This is a genomic window from Streptococcus cristatus, from assembly GCF_008369405.1.
GTDB classification, from domain to species: domain Bacteria; phylum Bacillota; class Bacilli; order Lactobacillales; family Streptococcaceae; genus Streptococcus; species Streptococcus cristatus_G.
Genome location: NZ_VSJJ01000002.1, coordinates 20,013 through 41,094, shown reverse-complemented (window position 1 = coordinate 41,094; position 21,082 = coordinate 20,013). Strand labels below are relative to the sequence as shown.

The following is a 21,082-nucleotide window of genomic DNA, read 5'->3' as shown; positions in this document are numbered from 1 at the left end:
CAGTATTGTAAATACCTTGATGCAAAACATCATATTCCAAACAAAAGTGTACTAATAATTATAAAAAAGGAACTAGAATGCAAATTCCAGTCCCTATAGACATATTTCTAAATAAAGTTTTAATACCAGCCATTTGCTAACCAGAAATTTTTAGCAGCCGACCATGAGCCATAGCGACCTGCTACATAAGCATCTGCTGTCTTCTCTTGATTTTCTGATGACAAATCTCCATTTAGATAGGTGATGGTCAACTGATAGCGACCATAGTATTGCCCATTTTGCGCTGTATAACTGCCACTGGATTCTTTTTGAGCAATCCACTCCTTGGATTCTGCATCCTCAGCACTCAAGCCAGAACTTGGGTTTACAGTAGATTGCTCAGCCTTATCTGATTTTTCAACAGTCATTTGCTCAGATACATCATCGTCCAGTTCTAAAACCTGGCCAACACTAATCAGATTGATATTGCTAATCTTGTTTTTTTGCGCAATCTTGTCAACAGTCGTCTGATGAGAAGCAGCAATCGCGGACAAGGTATCATCTGACTTGACAGTATAGCTTTCTGCATTGGCTACAATCGGAAGCAAAACAGCAGCTCCTGCCATCAAACTGAGTAAGCCTGCTTTCATCATTCTATTTTTAAAATACAAATTCATGTTTAGAATTCTCCTTTTCTGTGATATATCTATCCTAAAGCAAAAGTATTACAGAATCTTATTACTTTGATGAATTATATTACAGACTATTGAAGAACTTGTAAAAACAGACATATATTCTAAACTTTTTTGATAGTTTAAAAGCTATCCCGAACTATTTCTATGTTTTTTGCTCCATTTAAATCGAACTCTATCGTAGAAGAAAAATAGAACTATACCGAAAATGAAGGCTACTGTACCTTCCTTTAATCCCCTTGGAATAAATGATAGAGTAACTCTACCCGCTCCTCTACCCACATCAAGTTTCATAAAACCATTTTGCGCACGTTTTAACGGAACCTTCTTGCCATTCACACTAGCCGTCCAGCCCTTATCATAAGGAATGGTGAAAAAGAGAGAACTGTCTCTATCTGCATGATAATCAACCGTTACCATATTGGATTTTGTCGTCACAGAAACTTCTTGTTCTTTCAATTTACTTATTAACTGCTGATATTTATTCACATCCACGGAGAAAAATTCTGGCTGGTTAAAAGTCACAGTCCGATTCTCTGGAAAAGAAAATTGGATAGAAACCGTCTGTGCTTCCTTAAAATATCCAATATTCAAAAATGGAAAAACATTATGAGTTGAGTAACGATTCGTGATTCCATTTACAGTGATATTGACATCCGTTTGATTATCGTTTGAAAAATCAAGATCTGAAAGGTTGACATAGACTTGACTACCTGCAGCTACCTCAATTGTATAGGTTATGCTAGCATAACTTAATTGACTGTCATTTTCAATGCTTGCAGTTACTTTTCCTTCAGTCTCTTCCTCATTATCAATTATAGAAATCCGCTCATAATATTTATGATTCAAACCTGATAATTGATTTAAAAAGGCTGTTTGATTGTCAAGTGTCAAATTTGTAAACTTGACATCTTTGTAAAGATCATTGGTTAAGAAAGCCAAGCCTAAAGCATAATTATTTTCATACAGTGTCATTGACCGCTCAGTCTTCTCTGCAGAAAAACCAAATTTCTGTGGGTCTGTTTCAGACAAATTATACTTTACAGCAAAGATGCTATCCATCAAAATAGTATTATTTTGATAGCGGAGATTGAGATTCGTTCCTACCGATTTAAATCCTAATTTATCTAAAGTCGAGCTAGCTTGCGTATTTCTGACTGATGAAAATTGAGAAATTCCATTATAATTAAATTTCATACTGTCATTCCCAGTCTGAGGATCAAGCCTCTCTGTTCGAAAGAAATCTCTGTTTTCTTTCTTACTATACTTGACAAGGCTGTCAATTTCGTTCATCTTTTTCGAATAGGACGAACGACTTGCAAAGACCCATTCTTTAGCAATCCCATCAACCTGATAATATGAGTTTAAAGCAAGCTCAAAAACCACAAAAAATAGTAAAGATAATGTAAACATACTCTGCCTAACGTGACAACGAATAAAAGCAAAGCTAATTAAGAGATAGGCAAAGAAAAACTCTAAAGTAAAAATATAATTTTCAGGACCAAGAAAATCATAGCGTTTACTATAGTATAAGGTGGCTAGAAAACCAAAATAAATAAGCAGAAAGCTAAGGAATACTTGCCACCATTTAACTTCCTCCAAACGATTGAGCGTTTCTGCAGCCATCAAAATGATAAGAAGAGAAAAGAGCCAAGAATAGCGATGTAAAAACATATTTGGCGCATGCATTCCCTGCCAGAGTAAATCCAAATACTGCAGTCGGAAGCTCACTATAAAAATGCCAATCAACAAAATGTAGGCCAGTTTCACGCGAAGCTTAATACTTTTTATCGTGAAAAATAAGATACTTAAAATAAGAGGAAATAGACCAACATAAATCATAGGGATAGAGCCATACTTAGTTGTGTCAAAACTTCCTATAAAATTTTTAGCAAAAATATCTAGATACCAACTTTTCTCAGTAAACAAACCCTCAACCTTTGTCAAGGTCTCACCATGTGAACTCAGATCTAGATAAGTCGGCAAAATCATAATTAGACTAGTAAGCCCTGCTAATATTGACACGATAGCAAAATCAGGGAAAGACCGAATCCTAGCCTTAAAGTCCCAAGAAAGCTGAACGAGATACCAAAGAACTAAAAACAGAGCCATCATGTAACCAAAATAATAATTTTGGATAAAGAGAATTGACAAGCTTGTAAAGTATAAAACTCTCCCTTGTCCATTCATCAACTTATGTAAACCAAAGATGATAAGGGGTACCAATACAAATACATCTAACCAAGTTTTAATTTCTAGTTGACTGACTGAGAAACTCATCAAGGCAAAGGAAATTGACAGAATCAAGATTAGTGTTTCTGGAATTTTTTTAAAGATCCCTTTAATACCGATACAAGTTGTCAAGCCAATCAAGCCAAACTTGATAAGAGTAAATAAGTAGACCGCATCCGGCATTGATTTTAAATCGAAAAAGTAGACGAAGGGGGAAAGGAAACTTCCTAGATAATAGCTGGATAGGGCATAAAAATTTTGTCCTAATCCACTTGAAAACGTGTAAAAAAGACTATCCGTTCCATGAAGGATATTCCTCAAGGTCGTATCAAATACGACATACTGATGGAAGCCGTCTCCAAGTAACGGCGAAGTATCGCTTCCCCAGTAAATACCTTGACTCAGATAAACGAAACACATAATGAGAAAAGGTAAGATGAAGGAAGCCAAATAAAGCCAATTTTTCTTAAAAAAATATCTGATTTTTTCCATGTTTCTTATAGAGAAAGAGGCCGAAACGTTGTTTCATGCCTCTGTAAACCTCTGTCAACTTATGTTGACAACTTATTAATCTTTCCAAAGTTCTTTGACTTTTGCCTGAACTTCTTGATTTTCCAAAAATTCATCATAAGTTTCGTCAATGCGGTCAATCACACCATTTTTTGAGAGAACGATGATATGGTTGGCCAAGGTTTGAATAAACTCATGGTCATGGCTGGCAAAAATGATCGACTCTTTAAAGTTCTTCAAACCATCATTCAGACTAGAAATAGATTCCAGATCCAAGTGATTAGTAGGATCGTCCAAGACCAAAACATTTGACTTGAGAAGCATGAGCTTAGATAGCATGACACGAACTTTTTCTCCACCTGACAAGACGTTGACAGACTTGTTAACCTCATCGCCAGAGAAGAGCATCCGACCCAAGAAACCGCGAAGGAAAGTATTATCATCTTCTTCCTTGCTCGCAAATTGACGGAGCCAATCAAGAATAGATTCACCGCCCGCAAAGTCGCGAGAATTATCTTTTGGCAAATAAGAACGACTGGTTGTAACGCCCCACTTGACAGTTCCTTCATAGTCGATATCTCCCATCAAGGCACGAATCAAGGCAGTTGTCTGGATATCATTTTGTCCAATCAAAGCCGTCTTATCGCCAGGGCGCAGGATAAAGCTGATATTGTCAAGAATAGTCTCGCCATCAATCTTGACAGAAAGATTTTCTACTGTCAAGAGATCGTTCCCGATTTCACGCTCCGCTTTAAAGCTGATAAATGGATATTTCCGACTTGACGGAACAATTTCTTCCAATTCAATCTTATCCAGCATCTTTTTACGAGATGTTGCCTGTTTAGACTTGGAAGCATTGGCTGAGAAGCGAGCCACAAACTCTTGCAATTGCTTGATTTTTTCTTCCGCCTTAGCATTTCGGTCAGCGAGCAACTTAGCTGCCAATTCACTTGATTCTTTCCAGAAATCATAGTTTCCGACATAAAGTTTGATCTTACCAAAATCAAGGTCAGCCATGTGGGTACAAACCTTATTTAAGAAGTGACGGTCGTGGGATACGACAATAACTGTATTGTCAAAGTCAATCAAGAAATCTTCCAACCAAGTAATGGATTGAATATCCAAACCATTGGTCGGCTCGTCTAGAAGCAAGACATCAGGTTTACCAAAAAGAGCCTTGGCAAGAAGAACTTTGACCTTGTCTCCGTTCGTCAGTTCACTCATATTTTGGTAATGCAAGTCTTCTGGAATATTGAGATTTTGTAACAATTGAGAAGCTTCACTTTCAGCTTCCCAGCCACCCAACTCAGCAAATTCACCTTCCAGCTCAGCCGCTCGAACCCCATCCTCGTCAGAAAAGTCAGGCTTCATATAGATGGCATCTTTTTCCTTCATGATATTGTAAAGGTGCTCATTCCCCATGATAACAACATCAATGGCCCGCTCATCCTCATAGTCAAAGTGATTTTGACGCAAAACAGAAAGTCGCTCATCTGGCCCCAAAGAAACATGGCCTGTCGTCGGCTCAATATCTCCAGCTAAAATTTTCAAGAAGGTGGACTTACCCGCACCATTCGCCCCAATCAGGCCATAAGTGTTTCCTTCTGTAAATTTAATATTTACTTCATCAAATAATTTTCGATCACTGAAACGCAGTGACACATCAGATACTGTAAGCAATGATTTTCTCCTATATATATAATCCCTTACATTTTACTAGAAAATTCTTCTTTTTTCAAATTATTATAGGATAAAAAACTATTTTAAGAGATAAATATGCCGTAAACCTTGTAAATATACTGTAAACATGTTGTCAATCAATTGTTTTTTGAGCTGCGTTTCTTCTTTTTTCTTCTAGCTTCTTCCGCATTTTCTTTGAAAATGATATAATGAGAGCAATACTAATTGAGGAGCAAGCAATGACAAAACCCATTATTTTAACTGGAGACCGTCCAACTGGAAAATTACATATTGGTCATTATGTCGGAAGTCTACGTAACCGTGTCCTTTTACAAAATCAAGACAAGTATGAGATGTTTGTTTTTCTGGCGGATCAACAAGCTCTGACAGACCATGCGAAAGATCCACAAACGATTGTAGAATCCATTGGCAATGTAGCCTTAGACTATCTAGCAGCTGGACTGGATCCAAAAAAAGCAACTATTTTCATCCAGAGTCAAATTCCAGAGTTGGCAGAACTGTCAATGTACTACATGAATTTGGTGTCTTTAGCTCGTTTAGAGCGCAATCCGACTGTCAAGACAGAAATTGCTCAGAAAGGATTTGGAGAAAGTATCCCAACTGGATTTTTGGTTTATCCTATCTCTCAGGCAGCTGACATTACAGCCTTTAAGGCAAATTATGTACCTGTCGGAAATGATCAAAAACCAATGATTGAGCAGACACGTGAAATTGTTCGTTCTTTCAATCATGCCTATAGCTGTGAGGTTTTGGTGGAGCCTGAAGGGATTTATCCAGAAAATGAAGCAGCTGGGCGTTTACCAGGGCTTGATGGTAATGCTAAAATGTCCAAATCATTAAACAATGGGATTTATCTAGCGGATGACATGGATACACTCAAGAAAAAGGTCATGAGTATGTACACCGATCCCGACCACATCAAAGTTGAAGATCCAGGAAAAATCGAAGGTAATATGGTTTTCCATTATCTGGATGTTTTTAGTCGACCAGAAGATGCTGCTGAAATTGTGGCTATGAAAGAACACTACCAACGTGGTGGTCTGGGTGATGTCAAAACTAAACGCTATCTCTTAGAGATTTTAGAGCGGGAATTAGGACCAATCAGAGAGCGTCGACTTGAGTTTGCAAAAGACATAGGGCAAGTTTATGACATGCTGAAAGAAGGCAGTGATCGTGCTCGACAAGTTGCTGGACAAACCCTGTCAGAAGTCAAAAATGCAATGGGAATTAATTACTTTAAATAACGAACGATAAGATCTAATTGCGACAAAAACCATCGTCTTTTACCCAAAAAAGAGATGGTTTTTAATTTTTACACAATAATCATTGACAAATGCCTATAGAATGGTATGATAATAACAATAAAAAGACGAGCCCTGCTCAATATATAAGAAAAGAGGAAACTGTGGATGTCTAACTGGGACACTAAATTTCTGAAAAAAGGTTTTACCTTTGATGACGTATTGCTTATTCCAGCTGAAAGTCATGTGTTGCCAAATGATGCTGATTTAAGTACAAAACTTGCTGAGAATTTAAAATTAAATATCCCAATTATTACTGCGGCTATGGATACAGTTACCGAAAGTCAAATGGCGATTGCTATTGCCCGGGCCGGCGGTTTAGGTGTCATCCACAAAAATATGTCTATTGCACAGCAGGCTGATGAGGTTCGTAAGGTAAAACGTTCTGAAAATGGTGTCATTATTGATCCATTCTTCCTGACTCCTAATCATACAATTGCTGAAGCGGATGAATTGATGGGACGCTACCGCATCAGTGGGGTGCCAGTGGTTGAAACGATGGAAAATCGTAAATTAGTTGGTATCTTAACCAACCGCGATTTGCGCTTTATTTCAGATTACAATCAACCAATTTCTAATCACATGACTAGTGAAAATCTTGTTACAGCCCCAGTCGGAACTGATCTAACAACGGCTGAAAGAATCTTGCAAGAACACCGGATTGAAAAACTACCTTTAGTAGATGAAAACGGTCGCCTCTCTGGTCTTATCACCATTAAAGATATTGAAAAAGTGATTGAGTTTCCAAATGCAGCCAAGGATGAATTTGGTCGTCTACTAGTTGCGGGGGCCGTTGGTGTAACTTCAGATACTTTTGAGCGTGCAGAAGCCCTCTTCGAAGCGGGAGCAGATGCCATTGTTATTGATACAGCACACGGTCATTCTGCTGGTGTTCTACGTAAAATTGCTGAAATTCGTGCACACTTTCCAGACCGCACCTTGATTGCGGGTAATATCGCAACTGCTGAAGGGGCACGCGCTCTTTATGAAGCAGGTGTTGATGTGGTTAAGGTCGGAATCGGACCAGGTTCTATCTGTACAACTCGTGTCATTGCCGGTGTCGGTGTACCACAAGTCACAGCAATCTACGATGCAGCTGCAGTTGCGCGTGAGTATGGAAAGACCATCATTGCTGATGGAGGAATCAAGTACTCAGGTGATATCGTCAAGGCTCTTGCTGCAGGTGGAAATGCAGTTATGCTTGGATCCATGTTTGCTGGAACAGACGAAGCGCCAGGTGAAACTGAAATCTTCCAAGGACGTAAATTTAAAACTTACCGCGGAATGGGCTCTATCGCAGCTATGAAGAAAGGTTCCAGCGATCGCTACTTCCAAGGTTCTGTCAATGAAGCTAATAAGCTAGTTCCAGAAGGAATTGAAGGGCGTGTAGCTTATAAAGGAGCGGCTGCAGATATCGTCTTCCAAATGTTGGGCGGGATCCGTTCTGGTATGGGATATGTCGGTGCAGCTAATCTGCAAGAACTTCATGAAAATGCTCAATTTATTGAGATGAGTGGTGCTGGTTTGAAAGAAAGTCACCCTCACGATGTACAAATCACAAATGAAGCTCCAAACTACTCTGTCCAATAAAAATTATAAATAAAAACAACCTTGTCAACTCCTTGACAAGGTTGTTTTTCTAATTTACAAAATTGTAAAATATATTTACAATTTATTGACTAATCTGTAAAGTTAATATTCTCTTCTTTCTTTATTACACCCTGACTTATCTGAAAAATATTGATATCATCTGGTAGATTTTGTAAGTGATCTAAGCTGGTTGTCGTAATGAATGTCTGGATGTTTTGAGAGATAGTTTCTAGTAATTTTAATTGACGCATGTTGTCAAGTTCGCTCATTACATCGTCAAGCAATAATATTGGAGTATCTTTTGTAAGATTCTCAATGAGTTTAATTTCAGCTAACTTGAGAGATAGGACAAGGCTACGATGCTGGCCTTGGCTGCCAAATCCAGCATCCATATCATTGATAAAAAACTTGATATCATCTCGGTGAGGTCCGACACCTGTATTTTTTTTGAAAAGATCGCGTCTACGGCTTTCTGATAAGGCTGCTCGAAAAGAAGCTTCCAAGTCTTCGAGACACGAAAACGGAACAGAGGATACATACTTGATTGTCAATTTCTCTTTCCCTTGAGAAATATCGCTATGACTTTCCTGAGCAAAACCTTCTAGCTTTTCAATAAAGTCTAAACGATGTTGCATGACACGACAACCAAAATCAATCAGTTGCTCATCTAAAACAGAGAGAAAGGTTTCATCTATCTTGTCATTGGCCTTAAGATAAGCATTTCTTTGCTTGAGCACATGATTATAGCTAGATAAGTCAGCAAGGTAGATGGGCTTGATTTGCCCAAGCTCAATATCAATGAATTTTCGGCGTAAAGCAGGGGCTCCTTTAATGAGCTGTAAATCTTCTGGAGCAAACAAGACAACGTTGACAACCCCTATATAATCTGATAATTTACCTTGTTTTAAATGATTTATTTTGGTGATTCTCCCCTTTGGTGTCAACTCGATGTCAAGTGGGATTTTACCCGCTGTTTTTTCAATAATTCCCGAAATTTGAAGATTTTTTTCTTGGAAATGAATCAAATCCTTATCGGTTCGGGTACGGTGACTGCGAGTAAGGGCTAAAAAATAGATGGCTTCTAGAATATTAGTTTTCCCCTGTGCATTTTGCCCCAGAAAGATATTAAGGCCAGGATCAAAATCAACCTCTGCAGACTGGTAATTACGAAAATGTTTAATTTTCAGCGTTTTTAACCACATGGCTTAGGTTCCTGGAAAGCGAACAGGGGCTTTTTTGCTTTTCTGCTCGGGCTTTCTTTTCTTCTCTTCTTTTTTCGCTGGTTGAGATTTTTTCAAGTCCTTATTCATGGTTTTAACTAAGTCTGCCACTCTTTTTTTCTCTGCTTGCTCCTCTTGATGTTCAAGAATTTCCTCCTGATTTGGAGCAAGGAGGACAATTTCCAGCTCTTGGTCTGGGAGAGAGACGACATCTCCAATTCTAAGTTTTTTCCCTCGTCTATTTTCTAGTTCGCCGTTAAAAAAGACCTGATTATCTGCTAAAAAGGACTTAATTGCTCCGCCACTTTGAATGATACCGACTTCTTTTAAGAGAGCCTGTAGAGTAATGTATTCGTCAAATAATTTGTATTCCATATTTCACCTCAATCCTTGTCATTATATCATAATTTAAGCAGAAACTGTTCCGTGGTAGTCTCATTCAAGGACAAGTTTTACTAGAAAAACAGAAAACGCTTTAATCACTAAAATTGCCGATCCTTACAAAGCATTAAATAACATTTCGTGTTATAATAGAAGTCTATATTATTCGGTATGAGGAGCGCAATGGAAATCATAAAAGGAGTACATCTTCACTTCATTCAATCAGAAAAATTTAAAACCAATAAAATTAAAGTGCGATTTTCAGCTCCTATGTCTGAAAAAACAATAGCCGGGCGGGTTCTTACGGCCAGTATGCTAGAAACTTCAAATGCTCTTTACCCAAAATCGCAAGCCTTTCGAGAAAAATTAGCGAATTTATACGGTGCTAATTATTCGACAAGCCTTTCACGACGGGGATTAGTGCATTACCTAGATATCAATCTTTCTTTTGTGCGAGATCAATTCTTGAGTCGTAAGAATATGTTAGCAGATGAAATGCTAGATTTTTTGAAGGCTAGTCTCTTTTTTCCTCTGTCAAATGGAAAGGCTTTTGATACTAAAACCTTTGAAATTGAAAAGAGAAATGTTTTAACAGACTTGGAAGCTGAGATTGAGAATCATTTCTACCATGCTCACAGAGAATTAAATAATTTATTTTACGATTTACCAGAAATGCGGATTCCGCGCGTGGCAACAATCGATCTAGTAGAAAGAGAAACAGCTGAAACTAGTTTTGCTGCTTTTCAGCAAATGCTAAATCAAGATCAAATCGATTTTTTCTTCATCGGTGATTTCAATGAGATTGCTGTCCGTGAGAAAATCCAAGAATTCCATTTTTCTGAACGAGAGCAGCCTTTACAGCTTAGCTACCAACAAAACTATTCAAATATAACCAAAGAAAAGCTGGAGCAGCGAGATGTGCATCAGTCCATTGTTGAACTGGCCTACCATTTTTCTAGTCAATATGGAGATAGAGGCCATCTGCCCCTGATTGTTTTGAATGGCTTATTGGGAGGATTTGCTCACTCCAAACTCTTTGTCAATGTTCGGGAAAAGGAGAGCCTAGCCTACACTATTTCTAGTAGTTTTGATATTTTTTCTGGTTTGATGCGAATCTATGCTGGAATTGACCGAGCAAATCGGACAAAGACCATCGCTTTAATCAACCGCCAAATTCTAGATTTGAAGCGGGGACATTTCACAGATGAAGAACTTGAGCAAACCAAGAATATGCTGAAAAATTCAATACTTCTGGCTCAGGATCGACAAAACACCTTGATTGAGCGTGCTTACATGTCCTCTGTTCTAGGGAAAAAATTTCTATCACTAGAGGCTTGGCTGAAAGCATTAGAAAATGTCAGCAAAGCTGATCTTATAGAGGCATCCCAGCAGTTGAAATTACAGGCGATTTACTTTATGGAAGGGAAATAATGCAGAATCCAGGTCTAGAAAAAATCAATTATATAGCCGTGGGAGAAAGCATCTATCGGGCGGTACTAGCAAATGGATTGCAGGTTTACCTACTCCCTAAAAATGATTTTAATGAAACCTACGGCATCATCTCAACACATTTTGGCTCTGTTGATACTAAGGTTGTTTCACGTGAAACAAAGCAAGTTTCTCATTATCCAGCAGGGATTGCGCATTTTTTGGAGCACAAATTATTCGAGCGTGAAAACGGCGAGGATTTGCTGCAGGAATTTACCAAGTTTGGCGCAGAAAGTAATGCCTTTACAAGCTTTACACGTACCAGCTATCTGTTTTCTACGACAAACTGTGTGGCAGAAAATCTGAAGCTGTTGCAGGAACTCGTTTCCCAAGCTAATTTTTCAGAAGAATCTGTTCAACGTGAGCAAGGAATTATCCAACAAGAAATCGAAATGTACCAAGACGATCCAGATTATCGGCTCTTCTTTGGTGCTTTGAGCAATCTCTACCCTCAAACTCCACTAGCAGAAGATATCGCCGGAACGACAGAGTCAATCATGGATATTACTGTGGAAGATCTGACAGAGAACTTCGATCTTTTCTACCGTCCGTCCAACATGACTTTATTTGTCATTGGAAATTTCGACTTGGAGTCCACTTTTGAAGACATCATACAAACACAAGAGACCTTATCTCCTAAATTATTAACTTCAGTAATTGAAAAAGAACCTATCATCTTACAACCTGTGCTTTCAACCGCTACTAGTCGGATGGAAGTTGCCAGTCCTAAGTTGGCGATTGGTATTCGTGGAAAAGATGCGATACAGGATACGGAGCTTTATCGCTATAAAATTGCCCTGAAATTGCTTTTTGCCATGATGTTTGGTTGGACTTCCAAGTGTTTCCAGACCCTGTATGAAAATGGCAAGATTGACAATTCGCTCACTCTTGAAGTAGAGGTGGAAAAGGATTTCCACTTTGTCATCCTAACTATGGACACGCAGGAACCAGTAGGAATTTCTCATCAATTCCGCTCAGCCATTCGGAAGTTTGCCCAGGATCCAGATGTCACAGAAACACATCTAGACACGATTAAAAGTGAAATGTTTGGAGATCTTCTGCATGGTCTGAATTCTCTTGAATACATGGCAACCCAGTATGAACCGCATTTAAAAGGTGAAAATCTTTTTGATTTACCTAAGATTTTACAGGATATCACTTTAAATGACGTCTTAAAAGTCGGACGTCGCTTTATCGACCAGTGTGATATGACAGATTTTACTATTTTTCCAAAATAGTTCCAAGTTTATTTCAAAATTTTGTTAGAATAATGTCTAAGAGAAAAGGACTATCCCTATGAGAAAAAAAACGATAGGAGAGGTACTCAGACTTGCTCGAGTAAATCAAAAACTTACTTTAGAAGATGCAGCCAAAAAAACAGATATAAAAACTGACTACCTAAAGGCTCTTGAAAACAATCAATACGAAAAATTTCCGAATGCCTTTTACGTCCGTAGCCTGCTACGAAAATACGCTTGGGCCTTGGATTTAGACGAGACAATTCTTTTAGAGGCATACGACACAGATAATACTGTCGTTTATGACGAAATTGAATTAGCTGAAAACGAAGAATTTCGAAGCAGAAAATATAAAAATCGTTCTTTCTCGCTTCCGCTCTTTTATTTCCTAATGGTTGCACTGTCTATCATTATTTTTGTCACCTATTACGTTTGGCAATATGCCAATACAACTACTCCGCAGTTTAGCAGCTCTGATAGTTACAGCCTTGTCTCTAGCTCAAGTCTCGAAGATCGTTCAAGTCCACCTGAGACCTCCACAACAGACTCTAGCTCAACAAAAGAAAAGCTGGAAGTCACTGGAGAAGGAAACTATTTAACTGCAAAATATCGTGGCGAGTCGCAAACTACTCAGTTAACAATCTCAGCGAGCAACACCCAAAGCTGGATTAGTGTGACAAATACGGACTTGGCAGCAGGTATAACCCTTACTCCAACCCAATCAAGCCAAACAGTGACACTCTCTCCCAATACCACTTATACAATTACTTTAGGGGTCGTGAAAGGCGTCACTGTCACTGTCGGCAGTCAGAAAATAGACCTATCTACCTTGACCAGCGACAGTGCTATAATTACCCTTACAATTGAATCATAAAGGAAGAATGATGAAAAAAGAAAATATCCCCAACGCTTTAACCCTTGCCAGAATTGCCTTAATTCCAATCTTTATTTTGATTCTGACTTTTGGGCATTCGCCAGCCATGCATATCCTAGCTGGAATCATTTTCGCCCTTGCCAGCATCACAGACTACCTGGATGGCTATCTGGCGCGCAAGTGGCAGGTCGTGACCAATTTTGGAAAATTTGCCGATCCCATGGCCGATAAACTGCTGGTTATGTCCGCTTTTATCATGCTGATTGAAATGAAAATGGCTCCTGCTTGGGTGGTAGCTATCATCATTTGCCGAGAGCTGGCCGTAACTGGTCTGAGACTCCTCTTGGTAGAAACTGGCGGAACAGTTCTAGCGGCCGCTATGCCAGGCAAGATAAAGACTTTCACGCAGATGTTTGCCATCCTCTTTCTTCTGCTCCATTGGACGTTACTCGGTCAGATTCTCCTTTACATAGCCCTGATTTTCACTATTTATTCTGGCTATGATTATTTCAAGGGCAGTGCCTATCTCTTTAAAGATACATTTAAATAATATGGAAAATATCATTGAAGTAAAAAATCTTAGTTATCGCTATGACCATAAGTCTGAAGATTATATTTTAAAAGACGTCTCGTTTCACGTGAAACAAGGAGAATGGTTGTCTATCGTCGGTCACAATGGTAGCGGAAAATCGACTACGGTTCGTTTGATTGACGGTCTTTTAGAGGCCGAGAGTGGTGATATCATCATTTCTGGAGATAAATTGACGGCTGATAATGTTTGGGAAAAACGTCGCCAAATCGGCATGGTCTTTCAGAATCCTGATAATCAGTTTGTTGGGGCGACTGTTGAGGATGACGTTGCATTTGGTCTGGAAAATCAAGGCATGGATTATCCCATGATGGTGAAACGTGTCCATGAAGCTCTGGAATTAGTCGGCATGCAGAATTTTAAAGAGAGAGAACCTGCTCGACTTTCTGGCGGACAGAAGCAAAGAGTCGCTATTGCTGGCGTAGTCGCGCTTCAGCCAGATATTATCATCTTGGATGAAGCAACCAGTATGTTAGACCCTGAAGGACGACTGGAATTGATTCGGACTGTCAAGGAAATTAAAGATAAGAATCATTTAACAGTCATCTCCATTACTCACGATTTGGACGAGATTTCGCTGAGTGACCGTGTCCTCGTTATGAAAAATGGTCAGGTTGAGTCAACTGCTACACCGAGAGAACTCTTTTCTAGACCTGATTTGGAAGACTTGGGCTTGGATCAACCCTTTGTAAACCAGGTCAAAGCTGCCATGATTCAAACTGGGCTCACTCTGCCAGAAACCTATTTAACTGAAAAAGAATTGCAGGAACAATTATGGGAATTACTCTAAATAAAGTCAGTTATACCTATCAGGCTGGAACTCCATTTGAGGGTCCAGCGCTTTTTGAAGTTGATTTGGAAATCAAAGATGGTAGCTATACGGCTTTGATTGGGCACACTGGCAGCGGAAAATCAACCATTCTACAGCTCTTGAATGGCTTGCTGACTCCTAGTGAGGGCAGCGTGCAAGTCAACAATGTTACCATTACTTCAAATTCCGTCAACAAAGACATCAAACAAGTTCGTAAACAGGTTGGTTTGGTGTTTCAATTTGCTGAAAGTCAGGTTTTTGATGAGACTGTTTTGAAAGACGTAGCCTTTGGTCCGCAAAATTTTGGTGTCTCTAAAGAAGAAGCCGAGGCTTTAGCGCGTGAAAAATTAAGCCTTGTCGGCATTTCTGAAGAATTGTTTAGCCGCAGTCCTTTTGAACTTTCTGGCGGGCAGATGAGAAGGGTTGCCATTGCCGGAATCCTAGCAATGGAGCCTGATATCTTGGTTTTGGATGAGCCAACGGCTGGACTTGATCCAGCAGGACGCAAGGAATTGATGGAACTCTTTAAGAAACTGCACCAAGCTGGAATGACCATTGTTCTTGTAACCCATTTAATGGATGATGTAGCGAATTTTGCTGATACGGTCTATGTGTTGGAAAAGGGGCGCGTCGTCAAAAGCGGTCAGCCTGCTCAAGTTTTTCAAGATGTCGATTTTATGGAAAAGATTCAGCTAGGGGTTCCTAAAATCACGAAATTTGCCCAAGAATTAGCTGAAAAAGGAATGAAATTTTCTCATTATCCAATTACGATTGAGGAATTTAAGGAGATGATGCATGGATAAATTGATTTTAGGACGGTATATCCCAGGAAATTCAGTCATCCATCGATTGGATCCGCGCAGTAAATTGGTGGCCATGTTCTGCTTTATCTTATTAATTTTCTGGGCCAACAATCTCATCACTAATTTGCTGCTATTTGTTTTCGTTTTTACTCTGATTTTTCTCTCAAAAGTTCCTTTGACATTCTTCCTAAAGGGAATTCAATCAATGGTTTTCATTATTGCCTTTACCACCCTCTTCCAGCTATTTCTAACGGCGGGAGGCAAGGTACTTTTCCAATTTGGTTTCATTAAAATTACGGAATTTGGGCTTTCACAAGCGGGGATTATCTTTAGCCGTTTTGTTTTGATTATCTTCTTTTCAACTCTGTTGACCTTAACCACGACACCTCTCAGCCTTTCAGATGCAGTAGAAGCCCTACTAAAGCCACTCAAAGTCTTTAAAGTTCCTACACATGAAATTGGCCTCATGCTTTCTATGAGCCTGCGTTTCGTACCAACTTTAATGGATGACACTACGAGAATTATGAACGCTCAGAGGGCTCGCGGAGTTGATTTTGGCGAAGGAACGATTGTTCAAAAGGTTAAATCAATCATTCCAATCTTAATTCCCTTATTTGCTTCTAGTTTCAAACGGGCAGACGCCTTAGCTATCGCAATGGAAGCGCGTGGCTATAGTGGTGGTGAAGGAAGAAGCCGCTATCGACAACTTTCTTGGAAAATGATTGACAATCTGGCTATTCTCTCTATTTTCCTGATCGGTATCTTGCTCTTTATCTTAAAAAAATAAAGAATAGTATAAGTTTGATAGCAATATTTTTGTTAGAGATCTAATGAAATACACTAAAAATCCTTTTAAAATAATATTTTTATGTGTAAATCTCAATATTTTTGTAATATTCGCACTTAAAATGTAATCTTTTAGTAATATTTAATGTGTATGATAGTATTATAACTAAAGGAGAAAACTTTTAAAATGAGTATGAAAGTGAAAAAATTGACTCTAGCAGGAACGATTGCTACAGCAACACTATTTGCATCAACTATTGTTGCTAGTGCTGAATCTTATACAGTAAAAGCTGGAGATACCCTATCAGAAATCGCTGAAAATAAAAAAACAACTGTTGAACGTTTGGTAGAATTAAACAAAATTTCAAATCCAGATTTTATCATGACTGGACAAGTTTTGGAATTGGGTGATTTGAAAGATGTTGCAAAACAAACAACATCAGCACCTGTTGCCTCATCAGCAACACCAGCTGTTCCCGCACCAGCTCCAGTAGCCCCTGTAGCTCCAGCTGCACCAGTAGCTACGGAAACTCCTGTAGCTACTGCAACAACAGACTATTCTGGCTATTCATCAAGTGTCGTACTCGCAAATGGTAATACTCCAGGTGCTGTAGGTTCTTATGCGGCTGCTCGTATGGCTGAAATGACAGGTGTGTCTGCATCTACATGGGAAAACATCATTGCCCGCGAATCTAACGGACAAGTCGATGCTTACAACCCATCAGGAGCAAGTGGTCTTTTCCAAACAATGCCAGGTTGGGGATCTACTGCAACTGTTGAAGATCAAATTCAAGCAGCTTACCGTGCTTACAGTGCACAAGGACTATCTGCTTGGGCTTACTAAAATAATAAAAAAATGACTAAACATATTTAGTCATTTTTTCTTACTCAAAGAGACTATTTATTCTCCAAAAATTTCTTTTGAAAGTCTACGACCTGTAGGTGTTGTAGCAAGACCACCTTCAGCTGTTTCTCTGAAAGCAGTAGGCAGGCTAGAGCCGACCTGGTACATGGCATCAATGACTTCGTCAACAGGGATTTTGGACTCGATTCCGGCCAGAGCCATGTCTGCTGCGATGAAAGCATAGCTGGCTCCCATAGCATTTCTTTTAACACAAGGTACTTCTACCAGACCAGCCACAGGATCGCAAATCAAGCCCAGCATATTTTTGATGACAAAACAGATAGCTTGACTAGCCTGAAAAGCAGAGCCTCCAGCAGCTAAAACCAGAGCAGCTGCACTCATCGCAGAAGCGGAGCCAACCTCGGCTTGACAGCCTCCTTCTGCACCGGAAATAGAAGCGTTATTGGCAATAACCAAGCCAAAAGCGCCAGCAGCCAGCAAAAAGTCTAATTGCTGCTCCTCTGTCAAATCTAATTTTTCAATCGCTGATGTGAGCACGGCTGGCAAGCAGCCGGCACTACCAGCCGTAGGAGTTGCACAAACCAGCCCCATTTTAGCGTTGTATTCATTGACAGCAATGGCATTTTTTGCAGCAGTCAGCACAGTATAATCTGACAAGGCCTTCCCTGACTGGATATAGTGGTGCAGCTTGGCTGCGTCTCCACCGGTCAATCCACTGCGAGATTTACTCTCATCAAGCCCAAGTAAAACCGAAGCTTTCATGACCTCAAGATTCCGACTCATCAGACGTAAAACTTCGTCTCTTTCCCGACCTGTCAATTCGTACTCGGTCGCAATCATTAATTCAGCAACATTGCCATTAAAATCCAAATCAGCCTGCTCAACCAATTCTTTTATTGAATAAAACATCTCTTCTCCTATTTAAAGAAATTGACATTATGGAGATGGGGGATTTTCCGAATCTCTTCGATAGCCTCTTCGCAACTACGACTATCCACCTCAATGATCATAATCGCTTTCTCACCCGCTTTTTCTCTAGTCACCGTCATTTGAGCAATATTGATATTGTAGCGGGACAGAGCCTCCGTTACATGGGCAATCATACCTGGAACATCTTGGTGGACGATGATAATGGTTGGCGTATTCATGCTGAGAGAGACTGAGAAGCCATTTAACTCGGTCACCTGAATATTTCCACCACCGATAGACACACCCGTTACACTGATAGTCTTATAGTCATTCTTAACCGTGATTTTTGTCGTATTTGGATGGGGAACATTGCTATCTTTCTGGATAGTCCAGACGATCTTGATACCGCGTTTATGGGCAATTTCAAGGCTGTTAGGAATTTCAGGATCATCCGTATCCATTCCTAAAATACCGGCTACCAGAGCCAAATCTGTTCCATGCCCGCGATAAGTCTTTGCAAAGGAATTAAAAAGCTGGAATTCAACCTCGGTTGGTGTATCATCAAAAATAGAGGATACGATCTTACCGATACGCACAGCCCCTGCAGTATGACTGCTGGAAGGGCCAATCATGACAGGCCCGATAATGTCAAAAACAGATTGAAATTTTAATGATTTCATAAGAAACCTCTTGAACATATTTTCTAAAATTATTATATCAAACTTATCAAAGTTCTGCCTCATATCACACAAAAAAAGAGGACAATTGTCCTCTTTTCATTCTTGGTAATTCGCATACCTGAAACTCTTTTACTCCGCCAGTAGGACTCGAACCTACGACATCATGATTAACAGTCATGCGCTACTACCAACTGAGCTATGGCGGATAGTATAGTCCGTACGGGATTCGAACCCGTGTTACCGCCGTGAAAAGGCGGTGTCTTAACCCCTTGACCAACGGACCATATATGTTCTTTTCAGAACATATTCTATTATATCAGGTTTTGAATCTTTGTCAACAGTTTTTTATTTATTTTTTAAAATTTCTTTTAAATGTTTTGTTCTTAGCCTGGAAACAGGGCAACGGCGGCCTTCATAAAATATAATTTCCTTTGTTTTCTTATCATAATCGCAGATATTATCGATATTGACTAAGAAAGATTTATGGGAAGCAAAGAAACGTTGGGTTTTCTCATCCTGCTCTTGAACACTGGCAATCGTTCCATAAAATTCTTTTATAAAGTTTTTTCCGACCATCCGTAACTTATGGGAGGAGCTTGAGGTTTCGATATACAAAATATCATTAAATGGCACGCGCACATCATTGCCTCGATAGCTGTATTCAAAGTAATCAACCATGTTGGTGTTTGTAATTAAGGTGTTTTTCGTATAAATGATACAATCTTTAATACGTTTTTTAAACGAATCATCGTTAATATCCTTGTCAATAAAATCAAGGGCTGATACCTTGTATTTGAAAGTCATGGTCGCAAACTCTGATTTTGAAGTCACAAAGACAATAATAGCGTATGGATTATGGTGACGAATAAAACGAGCGACCTCTAGCCCTTTGGTCTCTTCCCCTTTAATATCTATATCCAGAAAATAAATCTGATTGACATCTTCATTTTCGACGTAGTCCTTAAATTCCTGAATTTTTCCTGTGATTTTTACCTGGATATCAAGCCCCATTTCTTCAGCAATCTCTGCTAAAGTTTTTTCCATGCGGAGTTGGTGCGCTAAAGTATCTTCTAATGCTAAGATTCTCATAAACTATTCCTTCTTTTAATTGTTAATACTTGGGTGAAATCATACTTACTTATTTCTGTATCTAGCGTGATATATTCATAATTCTCTAAAATTTCTTTCAGATTATTTAAACCTAGGCCTCTTCGATAACCTTTCGTTGAGAACTCTGGTTCATAAATTTCTTCTAAATCTAATTTTCTTTGCTTGCGGGAATTTTTTACAACAAAAATAATCTCCGTATCGAGTTGAACTAAAGTCACATGAATCATTTTTTCATAGCTTTCAATTGCGCCTTCAACAGCATTGTTTAGCAATATACTAGCCATTCTTACCACATCTAATAGCTTAATCGGTAATTTCTCAACAGGATCTTTGACTTCGAATGTTAAATCAATCTGGTGCTCACGCGCTTTGAATAAAGTCTCTGTCATAACGCTTCGAAGAGCTGAGTCGCCAACATTATTCAAATCAAAATAGGTATATTTGTCCGAGCGTAATTTTAAATTTGCATCAACTAAGACTTCTTGATATATTTTTTCAATTTCCTTGATATCTTGAGTATTGATGGCCGTCTGAAAGCTAGTCAGCATGCCAGCATAATCATGGCGAAAGCCACGAATTTCATTATAAAGAGAAACAATTTCATCTGTGTACTGCTGCAGCTGCAACTGTTCCAATTCTCTTTGTCGAATCTCCTCTTCTTTTTCATACTTTTCCCGAATCGCCTTCAAATAGAAAAGAGTCGTCATAAAGATCAAGAAACAAATAGTCGCTAGCATACTGCTAAAACTATTAAAATGATCGTCTTCACTTAACCAATGAGAAACATTTAAAATGAAAATATCTATAACATAAAAAATATTAATTCTCTTAATTGTCTTTTTAAAGACCTCCTCTTTAAAATCACATGCGTAAAATGGTAAGTAATCGATAAACTTAAGCATAAATAAAACAGAGATACTGTTTATCATGATATAAAAGACAGCCCAATTATCTTTTACAAATGAATCCCCTGTAATTGAGGAAATAATGACGGAAAAAAAGGTAGTAGATGCCTGAACTGTTAAATAAAGGAGAAGAGATAGAAATATAGAGAAAAGAATTGATAACTTCTCTTTTTTATAAAAATACCTGTAGAAAAAAAGAGGATAAATCAGTAGTAAAATAAAATACAGAACATGCCTTGACAAAGAAAATATAGATTCTAAATTTAATATGAGTAATGGTAATAAAATTAAGACTATAGCACACAGAAAAGTAAAGTAAAAACTAGATTTTACTTTATTGATCTTTTCATATATAACAATAGTGAAATATACTTCAATGGCAGCTTGCAATATCCAAAAAAATAATTCAAACATAATT

At 38.7% G+C, this 21,082-nt stretch carries 19 protein-coding genes and 2 tRNA genes; 10 read left to right on the top strand and 11 right to left on the bottom strand.

What is annotated here, in order from left to right; genetic code table 11:
- Window positions 1-119 precede the first annotated feature (119 nt).
- The 3 genes from apf to FXF62_RS03105 form a co-directional block, all read right to left on the bottom strand.
- Window positions 120-656, bottom strand: a complete 537-nt coding sequence (gene apf, locus FXF62_RS03115) for an aggregation-promoting factor (protein ID WP_149517599.1) — start codon at window positions 654-656, stop codon at window positions 120-122.
- 144 nt (window positions 657-800) lie between these two features.
- Window positions 801-3,395, bottom strand: coding sequence for a YfhO family protein (locus FXF62_RS03110; RefSeq protein ID WP_149517598.1), 2,595 nt, complete (start codon window positions 3,393-3,395; stop codon window positions 801-803).
- 75 nt (window positions 3,396-3,470) lie between these two features.
- Window positions 3,471-5,093: an ATP-binding cassette domain-containing protein gene (locus FXF62_RS03105; RefSeq protein WP_015606072.1), complete on the bottom strand. Its 1,623-nt coding sequence runs from the start codon at window positions 5,091-5,093 to the stop codon at window positions 3,471-3,473.
- A gap of 239 nt (window positions 5,094-5,332) precedes the next feature.
- Between FXF62_RS03105 and trpS the strand changes: the two genes are divergently transcribed.
- Together trpS and guaB are read left to right on the top strand one after the other, a co-directional pair.
- Entirely contained in the window at window positions 5,333-6,358 is a 1,026-nt protein-coding gene (gene trpS / locus FXF62_RS03100; protein ID WP_149517597.1) for a tryptophan--tRNA ligase, read from the top strand.
- 165 nt (window positions 6,359-6,523) lie between these two features.
- Complete coding sequence (guaB, locus tag FXF62_RS03095) at window positions 6,524-8,005, top strand: IMP dehydrogenase (protein WP_015606074.1); 1,482 nt, start codon at window positions 6,524-6,526, stop codon at window positions 8,003-8,005.
- Between the two features lie 89 nt (window positions 8,006-8,094).
- On the opposite strand, the gene recF is transcribed toward guaB, so the two are convergent.
- Both recF and yaaA read right to left on the bottom strand, forming a co-directional pair.
- Window positions 8,095-9,207, bottom strand: coding sequence for a DNA replication/repair protein RecF (recF, locus tag FXF62_RS03090; RefSeq protein WP_149517596.1), 1,113 nt, complete (start codon window positions 9,205-9,207; stop codon window positions 8,095-8,097).
- A gap of 3 nt (window positions 9,208-9,210) precedes the next feature.
- Window positions 9,211-9,600 carry a S4 domain-containing protein YaaA gene (gene yaaA, locus FXF62_RS03085; RefSeq protein ID WP_111694604.1) on the bottom strand — a complete coding sequence of 130 codons (390 nt, stop codon included), beginning with the start codon at window positions 9,598-9,600 and terminating at the stop codon, window positions 9,211-9,213.
- A gap of 189 nt (window positions 9,601-9,789) precedes the next feature.
- Between yaaA and yfmF the strand changes: the two genes are divergently transcribed.
- The 8 genes from yfmF (at window position 9,790) to FXF62_RS03045 (ending at window position 17,039) form a co-directional block, all read left to right on the top strand.
- Window positions 9,790-11,037 (top strand): EF-P 5-aminopentanol modification-associated protein YfmF, encoded by a 1,248-nt coding sequence (gene yfmF / locus FXF62_RS03080; protein WP_316578646.1) that lies wholly within the window; start codon window positions 9,790-9,792, stop codon window positions 11,035-11,037.
- Entirely contained in the window at window positions 11,037-12,332 is a 1,296-nt protein-coding gene (gene yfmH / locus FXF62_RS03075; RefSeq protein WP_149517594.1) for an EF-P 5-aminopentanol modification-associated protein YfmH, read from the top strand. Before yfmF ends, yfmH begins: the two co-directional genes overlap by 1 nt.
- A gap of 58 nt (window positions 12,333-12,390) precedes the next feature.
- Window positions 12,391-13,206, top strand: a complete 816-nt coding sequence (gene rodZ / locus FXF62_RS03070; RefSeq protein WP_149517593.1) for a cytoskeleton protein RodZ — start codon at window positions 12,391-12,393, stop codon at window positions 13,204-13,206.
- A 10-nt stretch (window positions 13,207-13,216) separates the two neighbouring features.
- Window positions 13,217-13,756: a CDP-diacylglycerol--glycerol-3-phosphate 3-phosphatidyltransferase gene (gene pgsA / locus FXF62_RS03065; RefSeq protein WP_005592114.1), complete on the top strand. Its 540-nt coding sequence runs from the start codon at window positions 13,217-13,219 to the stop codon at window positions 13,754-13,756.
- A gap of 1 nt (window position 13,757) precedes the next feature.
- On the top strand, window positions 13,758-14,585 hold the full coding sequence (locus FXF62_RS03060; RefSeq protein ID WP_048792296.1) for an energy-coupling factor ABC transporter ATP-binding protein: 828 nt from the start codon (window positions 13,758-13,760) through the stop codon (window positions 14,583-14,585).
- The gene (locus FXF62_RS03055; protein WP_149517592.1) at window positions 14,570-15,409 is read left to right on the top strand and encodes an energy-coupling factor ABC transporter ATP-binding protein; all 840 of its coding nucleotides are present in this window, start codon (window positions 14,570-14,572) and stop codon (window positions 15,407-15,409) included. The genes FXF62_RS03060 and FXF62_RS03055 overlap by 16 nt, the downstream gene beginning before the upstream one ends.
- On the top strand, window positions 15,402-16,196 hold the full coding sequence (locus FXF62_RS03050; protein WP_015606084.1) for an energy-coupling factor transporter transmembrane component T family protein: 795 nt from the start codon (window positions 15,402-15,404) through the stop codon (window positions 16,194-16,196). Before FXF62_RS03055 ends, FXF62_RS03050 begins: the two co-directional genes overlap by 8 nt.
- Before the next feature lie 186 nt (window positions 16,197-16,382).
- The gene (locus FXF62_RS03045) at window positions 16,383-17,039 is read left to right on the top strand and encodes a LysM peptidoglycan-binding domain-containing protein (RefSeq protein WP_149517591.1); all 657 of its coding nucleotides are present in this window, start codon (window positions 16,383-16,385) and stop codon (window positions 17,037-17,039) included.
- Between the two features lie 57 nt (window positions 17,040-17,096).
- Here FXF62_RS03045 and sdaAA read toward each other — a convergent pair whose 3' ends face one another.
- From sdaAA to FXF62_RS03015, 6 genes are all read right to left on the bottom strand, one after another.
- The gene (gene sdaAA, locus FXF62_RS03040) at window positions 17,097-17,969 is read right to left on the bottom strand and encodes an L-serine ammonia-lyase, iron-sulfur-dependent, subunit alpha (protein WP_149517590.1); all 873 of its coding nucleotides are present in this window, start codon (window positions 17,967-17,969) and stop codon (window positions 17,097-17,099) included.
- Window positions 17,970-17,977: 8 nt separating this feature from the next.
- On the bottom strand, window positions 17,978-18,649 hold the full coding sequence (gene sdaAB, locus FXF62_RS03035) for an L-serine ammonia-lyase, iron-sulfur-dependent subunit beta (protein WP_149517589.1): 672 nt from the start codon (window positions 18,647-18,649) through the stop codon (window positions 17,978-17,980).
- 132 nt (window positions 18,650-18,781) lie between these two features.
- Window positions 18,782-18,855, bottom strand: a tRNA-Asn gene (locus FXF62_RS03030).
- Window positions 18,856-18,860: 5 nt separating this feature from the next.
- Window positions 18,861-18,932, bottom strand: a tRNA-Glu gene (locus tag FXF62_RS03025).
- 62 nt (window positions 18,933-18,994) lie between these two features.
- Entirely contained in the window at window positions 18,995-19,738 is a 744-nt protein-coding gene (comE, locus tag FXF62_RS03020; protein WP_061909940.1) for a competence system response regulator transcription factor ComE, read from the bottom strand.
- Window positions 19,735-21,081 (bottom strand): GHKL domain-containing protein, encoded by a 1,347-nt coding sequence (locus FXF62_RS03015; RefSeq protein WP_394366087.1) that lies wholly within the window; start codon window positions 21,079-21,081, stop codon window positions 19,735-19,737. The genes comE and FXF62_RS03015 overlap by 4 nt, the downstream gene beginning before the upstream one ends.
- Window position 21,082 lies beyond the last annotated feature (1 nt).